At 65.5% G+C, this 13,269-nt stretch carries 15 protein-coding genes; 7 read left to right on the plus strand and 8 right to left on the minus strand.

Features of this window, described 5'->3' with window-relative positions; all coding sequences use genetic code 11:
• Positions 1 to 11: 11 nt before the first annotated feature.
• The 5 genes from yihA (at position 12) to CFR71_RS03260 (ending at position 4,498) form a co-directional block, all read left to right on the plus strand.
• Positions 12 to 689: a ribosome biogenesis GTP-binding protein YihA/YsxC gene (gene yihA, locus CFR71_RS03240; RefSeq protein ID WP_110526920.1), complete on the plus strand. Its 678-nt coding sequence runs from the start codon at positions 12 to 14 to the stop codon at positions 687 to 689.
• A 61-nt stretch (positions 690 to 750) separates the two neighbouring features.
• Entirely contained in the window at positions 751 to 1,656 is a 906-nt protein-coding gene (gene argB / locus CFR71_RS03245) for an acetylglutamate kinase (RefSeq protein ID WP_110526922.1), read from the plus strand.
• A 156-nt stretch (positions 1,657 to 1,812) separates the two neighbouring features.
• Positions 1,813 to 2,661, plus strand: a complete 849-nt coding sequence (gene dapD / locus CFR71_RS03250; RefSeq protein ID WP_110527544.1) for a 2,3,4,5-tetrahydropyridine-2,6-dicarboxylate N-succinyltransferase — start codon at positions 1,813 to 1,815, stop codon at positions 2,659 to 2,661.
• 11 nt (positions 2,662 to 2,672) lie between these two features.
• The gene (gene dapE / locus CFR71_RS03255) at positions 2,673 to 3,857 is read left to right on the plus strand and encodes a succinyl-diaminopimelate desuccinylase (protein WP_110526923.1); all 1,185 of its coding nucleotides are present in this window, start codon (positions 2,673 to 2,675) and stop codon (positions 3,855 to 3,857) included.
• A 14-nt stretch (positions 3,858 to 3,871) separates the two neighbouring features.
• On the plus strand, positions 3,872 to 4,498 hold the full coding sequence (locus CFR71_RS03260; RefSeq protein WP_165832027.1) for a hypothetical protein: 627 nt from the start codon (positions 3,872 to 3,874) through the stop codon (positions 4,496 to 4,498).
• Between the two features lie 162 nt (positions 4,499 to 4,660).
• Here CFR71_RS03260 and truA read toward each other — a convergent pair whose 3' ends face one another.
• From truA to def, 3 genes are all read right to left on the minus strand, one after another.
• Positions 4,661 to 5,488 carry a tRNA pseudouridine(38-40) synthase TruA gene (truA, locus tag CFR71_RS03265; protein ID WP_110526925.1) on the minus strand — a complete coding sequence of 276 codons (828 nt, stop codon included), beginning with the start codon at positions 5,486 to 5,488 and terminating at the stop codon, positions 4,661 to 4,663.
• Positions 5,485 to 6,417, minus strand: a complete 933-nt coding sequence (gene fmt, locus CFR71_RS03270) for a methionyl-tRNA formyltransferase (protein ID WP_110527551.1) — start codon at positions 6,415 to 6,417, stop codon at positions 5,485 to 5,487. Before fmt ends, truA begins: the two co-directional genes overlap by 4 nt.
• Before the next feature lie 137 nt (positions 6,418 to 6,554).
• The gene (def, locus tag CFR71_RS03275; RefSeq protein WP_110526927.1) at positions 6,555 to 7,097 is read right to left on the minus strand and encodes a peptide deformylase; all 543 of its coding nucleotides are present in this window, start codon (positions 7,095 to 7,097) and stop codon (positions 6,555 to 6,557) included.
• A 257-nt stretch (positions 7,098 to 7,354) separates the two neighbouring features.
• On the opposite strand from def, the gene CFR71_RS03280 reads away from it, so the two are divergent.
• Positions 7,355 to 7,822, plus strand: coding sequence for an Hsp20 family protein (locus CFR71_RS03280; RefSeq protein ID WP_206057848.1), 468 nt, complete (start codon positions 7,355 to 7,357; stop codon positions 7,820 to 7,822).
• A gap of 78 nt (positions 7,823 to 7,900) precedes the next feature.
• Positions 7,901 to 8,170 (plus strand): DUF1150 family protein, encoded by a 270-nt coding sequence (locus tag CFR71_RS03285; RefSeq protein ID WP_110527554.1) that lies wholly within the window; start codon positions 7,901 to 7,903, stop codon positions 8,168 to 8,170.
• A gap of 103 nt (positions 8,171 to 8,273) precedes the next feature.
• On the opposite strand, the gene hpf is transcribed toward CFR71_RS03285, so the two are convergent.
• The 5 genes from hpf to CFR71_RS03310 all read right to left on the minus strand — a co-directional run bounded on the left by hpf (position 8,274) and on the right by CFR71_RS03310 (position 13,249).
• The gene (hpf, locus tag CFR71_RS03290) at positions 8,274 to 8,921 is read right to left on the minus strand and encodes a ribosome hibernation-promoting factor, HPF/YfiA family (protein WP_110526931.1); all 648 of its coding nucleotides are present in this window, start codon (positions 8,919 to 8,921) and stop codon (positions 8,274 to 8,276) included.
• Between the two features lie 266 nt (positions 8,922 to 9,187).
• Positions 9,188 to 9,973, minus strand: a complete 786-nt coding sequence (gene lptB, locus CFR71_RS03295) for an LPS export ABC transporter ATP-binding protein (protein WP_110526933.1) — start codon at positions 9,971 to 9,973, stop codon at positions 9,188 to 9,190.
• Positions 9,970 to 11,379 carry a hypothetical protein gene (locus tag CFR71_RS03300; protein WP_110526935.1) on the minus strand — a complete coding sequence of 470 codons (1,410 nt, stop codon included), beginning with the start codon at positions 11,377 to 11,379 and terminating at the stop codon, positions 9,970 to 9,972. Before CFR71_RS03300 ends, lptB begins: the two co-directional genes overlap by 4 nt.
• Positions 11,379 to 12,188, minus strand: a complete 810-nt coding sequence (gene lptC, locus CFR71_RS03305) for an LPS export ABC transporter periplasmic protein LptC (RefSeq protein ID WP_239019231.1) — start codon at positions 12,186 to 12,188, stop codon at positions 11,379 to 11,381. Before lptC ends, CFR71_RS03300 begins: the two co-directional genes overlap by 1 nt.
• Positions 12,185 to 13,249: a KpsF/GutQ family sugar-phosphate isomerase gene (locus tag CFR71_RS03310; RefSeq protein ID WP_110527557.1), complete on the minus strand. Its 1,065-nt coding sequence runs from the start codon at positions 13,247 to 13,249 to the stop codon at positions 12,185 to 12,187. The genes lptC and CFR71_RS03310 overlap by 4 nt, the downstream gene beginning before the upstream one ends.
• Between the last annotated feature and the right edge of the window lie 20 nt (positions 13,250 to 13,269).

The following is a 13,269-nucleotide window of genomic DNA, read 5'->3' on the forward strand; positions in this document are numbered from 1 at the left end:
GACAGGCGGCGATGGTCGATTTCACACCCCATACTCCCACGACGGAGGAAATCGAACGCGACCGGGAGGCAGGGCGCCTCCTGTTCGCGGGCGAATGCAACTTCGTCTTTGGCGCGCAGAAGCTGGGCCAGCTGCCTGATCCGCATCTGCCGGAGGTCGCGTTCGCGGGACGTTCGAATGTGGGGAAATCCAGCCTTGTCAACGCCCTGACGGGCCGCCGCACCCTAGCCCGGGCCTCTTCGGAGCCGGGACGGACCAAGCAGCTCAATTTCTTCGAGCTTGCGAATCGCCTGACGCTGGTGGACATGCCGGGCTATGGCTTCGCCAGGGCGGCAAAGGCGGTCAAGGAGGACTGGCAGGGGATGATGTTTTCGTTCCTGCGCGGTCGCCCCACCCTCAAGCGGGTCGTGCTGCTTCTGGATTCGCGGGTGGAGGTCAAGGAGAATGACCGTCAGATCATGCAGATGCTCGACCGCGCGGCGGTGACGTTCCAGATTGTGCTGACAAAATGTGATGTCCCCAAGCCGCCGGCGCTTGCGGCAAAACTGCGTGAGGCGCGCGAGATCGCAGGCAGGCATGCCGCCGCCTATCCCATCGTCCTTGCGACCAGCAGCGCGAATGGCGAGGGGATCGTGGAGCTTCGCGCGGAACTTGCCCGGCTTGCAAATCCGCCCCCCGCGCGGGCATGAAGGGGCGGGCCGTGGCGATGGGCACGGCCATATTGTGTTTGATGGATTGAGGCACGATCGGATGACGTTAACAGGACCAGGCAGTCAGGATGCCGGTGAACAGGCGGATGTTCTGGCGCGGGCGTTGCCGTACCTGCGACGTTATGCGGGCGATACGCTTGTCGTGAAATATGGCGGCAGCGCGATGGTGGATGCCTCGCTGTCGGATGCCTTCGGCCATGACATCGCCCTGCTCAAGCAGGTGGGGATCAACCCGGTCGTCGTGCATGGCGGCGGCCCGCAGATCAGCGCGATGCTGCGGCGCCTGCAGATCGAATCGACCTTCATCGACGGGCTGCGCGTGACCGATGCCGCCATGATCGACGTGATCGAGATGGTGCTGGCGGGCAAGGTGAACAAGCAGGTCGCGGGCCTGATCAACCGTGCCGGCGCGCTGGCGGTCGGGATTTCGGGCATGGATGGCGGCCTGATTTCCGCCCGGCGGCTGGAGCGTCGCGCCCGTGAAAACGGGGTGGAGACCGATCGCCTTCTGGACCTGGGGTTTGTCGGGGAACCCACGCGCATCGACGCGCGCGTGATCTACGCCCTGTCGGGATCGGGCCTGATCCCGGTCATCGCCCCGGTGGGCAGTGGCGAACATGGGGAAACCTATAACATCAACGCCGATACGGCGGCCGGCGCGATCGCGGGCGCGGTCAATGCCAGCCGCCTGCTGATGCTGACGGACGTGCCGGGGGTGCTGGATGAAAACGGCAACCTCATCCCCGAACTGACGGCGGAAGACGCGCGTCGCGGCATCGCAAGCGGCATGATTTCGGGCGGCATGATCCCGAAGGTGGAAACCTGCCTTGCGGCGGTGAAGGCGGGCGCCAGGGCCGCCGTCATCCTGGATGGCCGCGTGCCGCATGCCTGTCTGCTGGAACTGTTTACCGAGGCCGGGCTGGGCACGCTGATCCGCGGGGAATGAGGCGTCCCGCCCGAACGGGCGGGGATCGGGAATGCATTGAGGGATGCGTTGACATGGGCGAGCATCCCCCGCATGGTCCGCGATCGTCCCCCTTTCGTGCTGTCGTCGTCCCCGATGCCGGGGCGATGGCGTGATCCGCAACAGGATTTGGAATTCATGACTGATACAACCCTCCAGAGCCAGATCGAGGCCCTGTGGGAACGGCGCGATACGCTGTCCCCCGCGTCCGGCGCGGCCGAGCGCGCGCCGGTTGATGCCGCACTGTCCGAACTTGATGCCGGTCGCCTGCGCGTGGCGATGCCGGGCGCGGATGGATGGGTGGTCAATGAATGGCTGAAAAAGGCGGTCCTGCTGTCCTTCCGCCTCAATGACAATCGCATCGTCGCGGGCGGCGGCGCGGGCGCGCCGGCCTTTGACAAGGTGCCCCTGAAATTCGCCGGCTGGGACGAGGCCGCGTTCACGCAGGCGGGCTTCCGCGCGGTGCCGGGCGCCATCGTGCGCCGTTCCGCCCATATCGCGCCGGGCGTGGTCCTGATGCCGAGCTTCGTCAACGCGGGCGCGTATGTCGACAGCGGCACGATGGTCGATACGTGGGTCACGATCGGCAGCTGTGCGCAGATCGGCAAGAACTGCCATATCAGTGGCGGCGTCGGCATCGGCGGCGTGCTTGAGCCGTTGCAGGCCGCGCCCGTCATTATCGAGGATGGCTGTTTCATCGGCGCGCGTTCCGAGGTGGCCGAAGGCGTCGTGGTCGAACGCGGCAGCGTGCTGTCGATGGGCGTCTTCCTTGGCGCCTCGACCAAGATCGTGGACCGCGCGACCGGCGAGGTGTTCATGGGCCGCGTGCCCGCCTATTCCGTCGTGGTGCCCGGCACGCTGCCGCCGCGTCAGGCGACCTCGGCCGAGGGACGGCCGCTGCCGTCGCTGGATTGCGCCGTGATTGTCAAGCGCGTGGACGAGCGCACGCGTTCCAAGACCTCCATCAACGACCTGCTGCGCGGCTGAGGCGCGGGGACATGACTGACGCACCCCACGGCGACGCAACCCTCGGGGGGCAGGATGATGCCGGGGGGGCCGTAGCACTGGCGCGGGACCTGATCCGCTGTCCTTCGGTCACGCCCGATGATGGCTGTGCGATCGACGTGCTGGCGGACGTGCTGCGGGGAATGGGGTTTACGGTTACGTCCCTGCCGTTCGGGGAAGGAAGCGCCCGGACCCCGAACCTGTTCGCGCGTCTGGGTACGACGCATCCGCATGTCTGTTTCGCCGGCCATACCGATGTCGTGCCGGTGGGCGAGGGCGCGTGGAGCAGCGATCCCTTCGCCGCGCAGGTGCATGAGGGGATTCTGTACGGACGCGGGGCGTGTGACATGAAGGGGGGGATCGCCGCCTTTGTCGCGGCGGTCCGTTCCTATCTCGCGCGTCATCAGGGCACGCCCCGGGGATCGATCAGCCTGCTGATCACAGGTGATGAGGAAGGCCCGGCGACGAACGGCACGGTGCGCGTGCTGCAATGGATGGACGAACACGCGCAGATCCCCGATTTCTGCGTGGTGGGGGAGCCGACGAATCCCCAGGCGATGGGCGAGGTCATAAAGATCGGGCGGCGCGGCAGCCTGAATGCCACGATTTCGGTCAACGGGGTGCAGGGACATGTGGCCTATCCCCATCGGGCCGACAATCCGGTGCATCGCCTGCTGGCGATCCTGCATGAACTGACCGCCAGTCCGCTGGATGCGGGCAGCGACTGGTTCGAACCCTCCAGCCTTCAGGTCACCAGCATCGACGTGGGGAACATGGCGACGAACGTCATCCCCGCCACGGCCCGTGCGCGGCTGAACATCCGTTTCAACGACCTGCATTCGGGCGCAGACCTGGCGGGGTGGATACGCACCGTATGCGCCCGGCATGCCCCGGGGGCGGAAGTCACCGTCAATATCAGTGGCGAATCCTTCCTGACGCAGCCCACGGCGGGGGTGGAGGCGCTGCGTCAGGCGGTTGCCGACGTGACGGGCCACGAACCACGGCTGGATACGGGGGGCGGCACATCCGACGCCCGTTTCATCAGCCGTTATTGCCCGGTTGCGGAATTCGGTCTGGTGGGGGCCAGCATGCACAAGGTTGACGAACATGTGGCGGTTGCGGATCTGGCGCAGCTGACGCGGATTTATGACTCATTTCTGGAAAGGCTGATGGGCTGATGGCGGATAACGGCATGACGCCCCGATCCTCGCCCGCCGGGTTCGGCAATATCATTCGCGGGATGCTGCTGCTGGGACGGGGACGGGCCGAAGGGATCGCCTTTTTCGGCAACACGCGCGATGCGGTCCTGACGGCGCTGGCGCCGCGTATCGCGCTGTGGCTGGTGGGGGGACTCCTGACCTGCCTGCATGCGCCCGATACCACCAGCGTGACACGCCTGCTGTTTTCGCTGTGCATGATCCTGCTGCCCGCGGCGGTGACCTATGCGCTGGCGAAACGGTGGGAGCGCGCGGCATTGTGGTACCGCTATATCACGGCGGCCTGGTGGACGGACTGGCTTTCGCCGTTCGTCATGCTGGGCGTGGCGCTGCTGATGGCGCTGGGATCGCCTGCCCTGCTCGAGACGTTTTATGGCGGCCTGATCGTCAACTTGGTCGGCTTTGCCTACAGCCTGTGGATGACGTGGTTCATCGCGCGCATCGGGCTGGGGCTGCGGCCGGGACGTGCGCTGATACTGGTTGGCGCGGTGCTGGCCAGTCTTGCGCTCATGGCGGAAATCACCGCCCTCCTGCCACCGCATTACGTGCCATGGCACGACTTCATGTCCCTGCCGGGATCGGGACCTGCGGCGAAACATTGATCCCCCGCGTCCTGTCATGCCGGGCAGGGGGGAGCATCTGAAAACTGCCCCCCGGTAAAAATGACAGACGTTTCCGGGGCCGCCTTTTTTCAAAAAGGCGGCCTTTCCTGAAATTTCCTGATTTTTCTGGCCTTCCCGAAGGCGGGCCGGATCAAGCTGCCCCTATTTGACGAACGGGTCCTCGTTATACCCGACGCCCGTCAGGTAAAGCCCTTCCGACGGGGCGGTGGGGCCACCGGCGCGGCGGTCACATGCCGCCAGTGCCTGTGCCACCCGTTCGACGGACCAGCTGCCTTCCCCGACCATCTTCAGCGTCCCGGTCATGTTGCGCACCTGATGGTGCAGGAAGGCGCGGGCTTCGGTGACAAGCACGATTTCATCGCCTTCCCGATGGATATCCAGCCGGTCGAGCGTGCGGACGGGACTTCTGGCCTGACAGGCGGAGGCACGGAAGGTGGTGAAGTCGTGGCGTCCCAGCAGGCATTGTGCGGCCTTCTGCATCAGTTCGACATCCAGCGGCTGGCGGACATGCCACACGCGTCCTTCGTCGAGCGTCGGGCGCGCGGGGCGGTTCAGGATGCGGTAGCGATAGGACCGGCGGATGGCGGAAAATCGCGCGCTCCATGTCGGCAGGACGGGCCGCGCGATCAGGATCGCCACCAGATGTGGCTTCATATGGTAATTCAGCGCATCGCGGACGGCCGAACTGCTGAGCGGGATGTCATCGGGGAAATCAAGATGGGCGACCTGTCCGGTCGCATGCACGCCCGAATCGGTGCGTCCGGCGGTGATGCTGCTGACGGGGCGGCCACCCGTCAGGCGTGTCGCCGCGGCCTCCAGCACGCTCTGGACCGAGACCAGACCCGTCGCCTGACGTTGCCAGCCGACAAAGCCGCGCCCGTCATATTCGATCCTGACGGCCCAGCGACGTATGTTTTTCGGGGCTTCGGCGTGTGGGGGCACCACGCCGGGGGGCAGACCGCCGATCATGCCCCGGCCACGTCGAATCGGGTTCCGGCCGGCACGGGCTGTCCCCGCAGGAAGGCTTCGGCCTCCATCATCCCGCGACCGGGACGCTGCAGGCGGGTGATGCGCAGCGCCGTGCCATCCCCGCATGCCACCAGCAGCCGGTCATCCAGCGTGGCGCCAGCCACGGTGCCGCTGCTGCCTGTGGCTTTTTCCACCGCGACCGCCCCGACCTTGATCGTCTGTCCGCCAAGCATGGTGAACGTGCCGGGCCATGGAGTCATGGCGCGCACCTGCCGGTCGAGTGCGTCGGCCGGTCGGTTCCAGTCCAGGCGCCCGTCCTCGCGCGTCAGGCGCGCGGCATAGGTCACGCCCTCTTCTGGCTGTGGGCGGGGGGGCGGGATGTCGCGCAGGGTTTCGACAATCAGGCGCGCGCCCATGGCGGCAAGGTCGTCATGCAGGCTTGATGCCGTGGTGCGGGGCGTGATGGCGACGCGATCGCGCGTCAGCATCGCGCCCGTATCCAGTCCCGCGTCCATCTGCATGATGGTCACGCCGCTTTCGCTGTCGCCCGCCAGTATCGCGGCCTGGATCGGTGCCGCGCCGCGCCAGCGCGGCAGCAGGCTGGCATGGATGTTCAGGCAGCCATGCGCCGGGGCATCGAGCATGGCCGAAGGCAGGATCAGCCCATAGGCGGCGACCACGGCGGCATCGAGTTTCAGGCCCGTGAAATATTCATGTTCCGCCGTGTTGCGACGCAGGGAAAGCGGGGTGCGGACCTCGATCCCCAGTTCCTGCGCCGCGACCTGCACGGGGGAGGGACGCAGGGCCTTGCCCCGTCCGGCGGGACGTGGGGGCTGGGTATAGGCGACGGCGATTTCATGCCCCGCTTCATGCAGGGCATGAAGGGCCGGTACGGAAAAGTCGGGCGTTCCCATGAAGGCAAGGCGCATGATGTCGGTCCGTCGGGAATGGGGCGCGCCGGGCGCGAAAAACAGCCTGCGGGCGCGCGATGGCATGGGGAGGGGGGCGGCGTGCCCACCTGTCCCTGCGGGCTTTCATGGACTGCAGGGACAGGCGTGGCTGCGGATCAGTGTTTCTGGCGCTGTTCCTTGGCCAGCCGGCGCATGATCATGTTGCGCTTGAGCGCGGAGAGGTGATCGACGAAGAGAATCCCCTCCAGATGGTCGATTTCATGCTGGATGCAGGTCGCCAGCAGGCCATCGACCTCGATCTCGTGACGCTTGCCCTCAAGGTCCTGGTAACGCACCCGGACGCTTTCGGGGCGCACGACCTCGGCATACTGGTTGGGAAGCGACAGGCAGCCTTCCTCCCGCACCGACATGGTTTCCGTTTCCGCAATGACGTCGGGATTGATCAGCACCATCGGGTTGCGGGCCTCGTCCTTGTCGGCGACATCGACGATGGCGAAACGCAGGCCAAGACCCACCTGCGGCGCGGCCAGCCCGATTCCGGGGGCCTTGTACATCGCCGCGAACATGCGCGGGATGGTTTCACGCAGTCCGGCGACATCCTCGGGACGGACAAGGCGCGTTTTCTGGCGCAGGATCGCCTGCGGGGCGACAAGGATCGGCATCGGGGTGGCCGTGGAAATGACGTCTTGATCAATCATGTTCGCGATTTAGCGATCCTGCGCCCCGGATGCCAGAGGTTCCGTGCGCCGGGATACGTGTTTTTTACCTTCCGCATGCCATTTTCCCGGCCCTGGCGAACGCTGCGTCATGCGGGCGGGCGGGGGTTCCCTTGCGTATCGCGGCCAATGTCCCATATCGTCAAAGGGGGCGGATGCCATGATGGGTCCGTCTTTCATTGTCGTCTCGCTCGAGAATTGAGGAGGCCTGAGTGTCGGGAAGAGTGTTCGGATCCCCCATGTTTCTTGGTTTTGATCATCTGGAACAGATGCTGGAACGCGCGTCAAAGAATGCGTCCGACGGATATCCGCCATACAACATAGAACAGGTCAGCCCCACGACACTGCGCATCACGCTGGCGGTGGCAGGGTTCATGATGGAAGACCTGCATATCACGCAGGAGGACAACCAGCTTGTGATCCGGGGGCGCCAGAACGACGACGGACAGGGACGGGTGTTCCTGCATCGCGGTATCGCCGCGCGGCAGTTCCAGAAAGCCTTTGTCATGGCCGAAGGGATCGAGATTGGCGGCGCATGGATGGATAACGGCCTGCTGCACATAGAACTGCACCGGCCCCAGCCCGAAGTGCGCGTGCGCAAGATCGAGATTACGAAAGGACCGTCGATCCGCGATCGCGCGGCCCCGGTCGTCGATGTTCCCGGCATGCGCAAGCAGCATGTCGTCAGGGTCATTGATGACGAATAGGGGGAATGCCGCCCACCCATGTTATCATATGAATGCGGGAGACGTCCCTGTGGACGGATCTCCCGGCTGCTGGAGGGCATGCAATTGAGGACAACACTCCGTAACGGGCGGATTGTGCCATGCGAGCCGGGCAACAGCCTGCCGATGGATGTGCGCACGCTGAGCGACAGCCAGATGCGTGCGCTGGGAATGGAATATGTCGCCTATATCAAGGAAGTCGTGGTCGATGGGGAGGAGGCGTTCGCCATCCACGCCGCCGATGGCACGCCCATGGCCCTGACACCGGACCGTGACATGGCGATCACCGCCGTGCTGGAACATGAAATGGTGCCAGCCCTGGTCCACTGAACCGGGGTCTGACCGGACAGGACCGCGCGCGAAGCCGTCCTGCCCTGCCTGAGGACCGCCCCGTTCATCGACGGGGCGGTTTTTTATTGGGCATATGTTGTTTTCAGGGGCGTGGCGACGGGTCAAGCCATCCGATATTGCCGTCGTCGCGGCGATAGATGACGTTGATTTCGTCATTGCAGCTGTTGCGGAACATCATCAGCGCCGTATTCGCAAGGTCAAGCCGCATGACGGCCTCGCTCACGCTCAGCGTCGCGATATCCGCCGGACGTTCGGCGATGACGGTGGCATAGGGACCGGCCTCCGGTATGGCTGGGTCCGTATCCTCGTCCATCCCGTCGGCGGTGGCCGCCTGTGACGGGGACGACGCGGTGTCGCGTTCCGGCATGTCGCTTCCGGGCCGCAGGACATAGCTGCGGCCGGTTTCTGTCGGGACGGCGCGGGCGCCGCGCAGATGGCCGTGGTTGGTGGCCTTGCGGTGATAGCGGCGCAGCCGCTTGGCGATATGTTCGGCGGCATCGTCGAACGCGCCATGGGCATCCGCGGCCTCGCCCTCGCCACGCAGGGTCAGCCCGCGTGAGGCATGGAGGTTGATGTCACAGGTAAAAAAGGAACGTGCGCGTCCAAAGGTGACGCGCGCCTCCATCGCCTGTCCGAAATATTTTTCCGAAATGCGGTCCAGATGATCGGTCACGCGGTATTTCAGGGCATCGGACAGGTCAAGCTGCTTGCCAGAAACGCTGATGTGCATAAGGGACCACTCCTTCTTATCGCCAAAGGAGCCGTGCGCAATGACGGAAGCGATGGGCCATTATCGTCTGAGGTCAGGAACTGCCCCGTTCCGCATGCACGGCCTGCTGTGGCTTCAGGTTCACTCTGTTGCACCAGTTCCGGCCCCCTCCACGGGAAAGCCGGAAAGACCATTGGACATGCTTGGGTCGCTTCTGTCCATTCCTTCTTTGCATGAAGGGCATCAGGATTTTCCATGCAACCTTTCCGCAGGCGGCGCAAAGGGCGTCAGAGGGTGAATTTCTCACCCAGATAGACGCGGCGCACGTCCTCGTTTGCGACGATTTCCTCGGGCCGTCCCTCCGTCAGGACCTGCCCGCTGTGCATGATGTAGGCGCGGTCGATCACCTCCAGCGTCTCACGCACGTTATGGTCGGTAATCAGCACCCCGATGCCGCGATCCTTCAGATGGGCGACAAGGTCGCGGATTTCGCCCACCGCGATGGGATCGATCCCCGCCAGCGGTTCGTCCAGCAGGATGTAATGCGGCTGGCTGGCCAGTGCGCGCGCGATTTCAAGGCGTCGCCGCTCACCGCCCGACAGGGCGAGGGAGGGGGAGTGGCGCAGCCGCGTGATCCCGAATTCCCCCAGCAGACCGTCAAGCATCGTCTGGCGGCGGTCGGGGTCCGGTTCCACGATTTCCAGCGCGGCCATGATGTTCTGTTCGACATTGAGGCCGCGAAAGATGCTGGATTCCTGCGGCAGGTAGCCGATGCCCATGCGCGCGCGGCGATACATCGGCAACTGCGTGATGTCCGCGCCATCCAGTGTGATGGTGCCGATGTCGGGCCGCACCAGCCCCACGATCATGTAAAAGCTGGTGGTCTTGCCCGCGCCATTGGGTCCCAGCAGGCCCACGGCCTCGCCCCGCTGCACCTGGAGCGAGACATCACGCACGACCGAGCGCTTGCGATAGCTCTTGCCGATGCCGCTGGCGATCAGGCCGCCCGTTGCCGGTCCGGCGGCGGGGGGCTGTTGCACGGATGCGTCCTTCGGGACGGCAGACGTATTCATTTCGTGGTTCCCTTGTTGCCGTTTCCGGCCTGGTTGGGCACGACAAGCCCGCTGACGCGCGATCCCGGCGTATCGGTCAGGGTGGCGATTCCCGTGCGCATGTTCACGATCGCGGCGGCGCCGCTGATCTGGTTCAGGCCACGCGAAATGTGGACATTGCCCACAATCCGCGCGATCGCGCTGTCGGGAACATATACGCCACGATCACCTGTCACGGCCTCGCTTTGTGTGCGGATCAGGATATGGCCAAAGGCATCGACGCGATCGATCGCCCCCGCGCCGGGACTGGCGTCATGGCCGGTCGTCGAACGGGGCGTGCGGGAATTCTTCGGCCTGTCATATCCCACCAGGATATCCGCGCGCATCTGGCGTCCGTCATTGGTGGTCAGGGTGGCATTGCCCCGGCTGACGGACATGTGTTCGCGCGAATGGTATTCCATGGTGTCACGCGCCGTCAGGATGTCCTGCGGGGTGGTCATCTTCATGTTCGTGCCGGTCATCACAAGGACGGCCTGGTCCATGTCGTAAACGGCACGATCCCCCCATGCCTGATCGGTGTTGGTGAAGATGTGGACATGACCCACCGCTTCAAGCCGATAGACCTCGCTGCCACCATTGCCCCCGGATCCCTCGCCGCCCGGTCCGGCCGCATGTCCCGATGACTGCGGCATGGGCCGGTCGGGCGGGGGCAGATCCTCGGGCAGGGTGTCGGAATGGGTCGCAAGGCTCGTATCCACGTCCGGATCGCCCCCGGCTGCCGCCGTCGTCGTCGGGGGGATCGGTCCTCTGGCAGCCGGGGATGGCGGTACGGCCGGGACGGGAGCCGGCGGAGGGTTCGCCGCGGCGGGGGATGGCGCGGGCTTGTTCGTGGCGGCCTGCGCCGTGGATCGGGTGGCTGGCTGTGACGATGGCGTGGAAGCCGCCCCCGGTTTTGCGGGGGACGTGCGTGGCGCCTGTATCGAGGCGTCCGGGACCGCGTCGGCGGCCTGTGACTGCGCGGCTGACTGTGTGGCCTGGGACTGTGTGGCGGGGGTGGGCGCAGGCGTCGCGGTGGCAGCCGGAACCGGCGCCTCCTGCCGTGTTGCAGCCTGCGGCGCGGCGGGGGCATTCCCGGTCGCGGAGGCGGATGGCGGGGCGGACTGCGCGGGATGCGCCGTGGGATTTTTCTTGCGATAATAGGCGATCAGCCTGTCCGCGCGGACCGTGACATTGCCGCGCACGGCCTGCGCCCGGTCATAGGCCGTGACGGTCTGGCTGTTCTGGTCCCAGTCGAAACCGCCCGCCGCCGTCACGCTCACCTGACCGCCCTGCGACATGTCCAGCCCCTGCGCGCGGGCATCGTGGTGACAGGCAACGCCGGTCGTCCCCCCCGCCAGCAGCAGGAGGGCGGATACATGCCTGCGCATCAGCGTTTCCCCCCGGACGGGGCTGTGGGGGAAGGTGGTTGCGCGCCCGTCCGTCCGTCATGGCCGGTATTGAGGAGCATCCGCCCCGGCCCCCGGAACTGCATGATGCCGTCACGGATCAGCAGCATCGCCCCCTGCGCGTCGAGGACGCCGAACGGACCTTCGGAATGGATCCAGCTGTCCGACACGATGATGCCGTGTTTCATGTCGATATCCGCGGTTGGGCTGTACATGGTGGTTCCGTCGCTACGATAAAGCATCACGTCCTGTGTCAGGTCCAGAAGCTGGCTGTGCTGGATATAGACCCCATTGCGGGCGGTGACATAGACCCAGTTTCCCGGTCCCAGCAGGCTGTCGGCCTGCGGCGTGGTCAGGTCGATGCGTTCGGGGGAAATCTGGCGGGCCTCATCGGCGGTGACCATGAAGGGATGGCCGTGATCGTCCAGCCCGCGATAGGTCGCGTTGAGCATGCTGCCGCTCTTGACGTGCACGCGCGACATCTGCGCCATCGTGCCGCGATGCATGATGACCGCGCGTTCCACCGCGGGCCACGCGGCGATGGATCCCAGCAGGACCAGCGCCGTCAGCGGAAGCGCCCATTTGGCCGACCGCATGATCGCGCGCCGTCGCGCCAGGTCGTTTTCATTGGGCAGCAGCCGCTGCCTGATGGTGCGGTTGTTAAAGATGCTGCGCTGACGTGCGACATCCTCGGCCGAACGGGCATAATCCTCGCGCTGTACGGGCCGGTCGCGCTGATCATCGTCATCCGAAGGGGGGAAGTCCGGATCGTCTGGCGCTGTTCCGGTCATGCAACCCCGGCACGCAACAGGTCATGGATATGCAGGATGCCGATGGGCTGGTGTTCCGCATTAAGGACAAACAGGCTGGTGATCGGGCGCGGACGGTCATTCATGATCCGCAGCGCATCGACGGCCAGGGCGTCAGGGTTGATGGTCTGCGGATTCGTATTCATGATGTCGGCGGCGCGGGTCCCGTCGATATCCTGTTCCAGCGCGCGGCGCAGGTCGCCATCGGTAATCAGGCCCACCAGCGCGCCATCGGCCCCCACCACCCCCATGCAGCCAAAGGCCTTGCGCGTCATTTCCATGATGACCTGGCGCAGCGGCAGGTCGGGCGCGCCCAGGGGCATTCCTGGTCCGGTATGCATCAGTTCACGCACGCTGCGCAGTTGCGCGCCCAGACGGCCGCCGGGATGAAAGACGCCGAAATCGTCCGCCCCGAAACCACGGCGCGTCAGCAGCACGATGGCCAGGGCATCGCCCAGCGCAAGCTGCATGGTCGAACTGGTGGTCGGCGCCAGCCCCATGGGGCAGGCCTCTGACGCGTGGGGAAGGACCAGCGAAATGTCGGCAGCCCGCGCCAGTGTCGATTCGGCACGCGCTGTCATGGCGATCAGCAGCAGCCCGAAGCGCCGCGCGTGCGAGACGATGTCCGCCAGTTCCGATGTCTCGCCCGAATTCGATAGCGCAAGGATCGCGTCCCCGGGCTGGAGCATGCCCAGATCCCCATGCGAGGCCTCGGCAGGGTGCACGAAAATCGACGGCGTGCCGGTCGAGGCCAGCGTGGACTGGATCTTGCGCCCGATATGGCCGGATTTCCCGATGCCGGTCACCACGACACGCCGTGCCGGGGTGGAAAGTACTTCTATCGTGCGGATGAAGGCATCCCCCAGCCCCGAGGCCGCGATGGTGGCGTCCCCCCTGTCCCCCAGCGCCTGGCGCAGTGCCTCCATCAGCAGCGTCAGGCCGTTACGTTCGGTCTGCAGCACCTTGCAGGCGCCTTCGATCATGGCAGCCTGGTCCGCGGTGACGGGACACGCGTTCGAGAGGGACGGAAGGCTGTGGGTCATGCCGGTTTTTTCTGTATCGT

This window comes from Novacetimonas pomaceti (assembly GCF_003207955.1).
GTDB lineage: Bacteria > Pseudomonadota > Alphaproteobacteria > Acetobacterales > Acetobacteraceae > Novacetimonas > Novacetimonas pomaceti.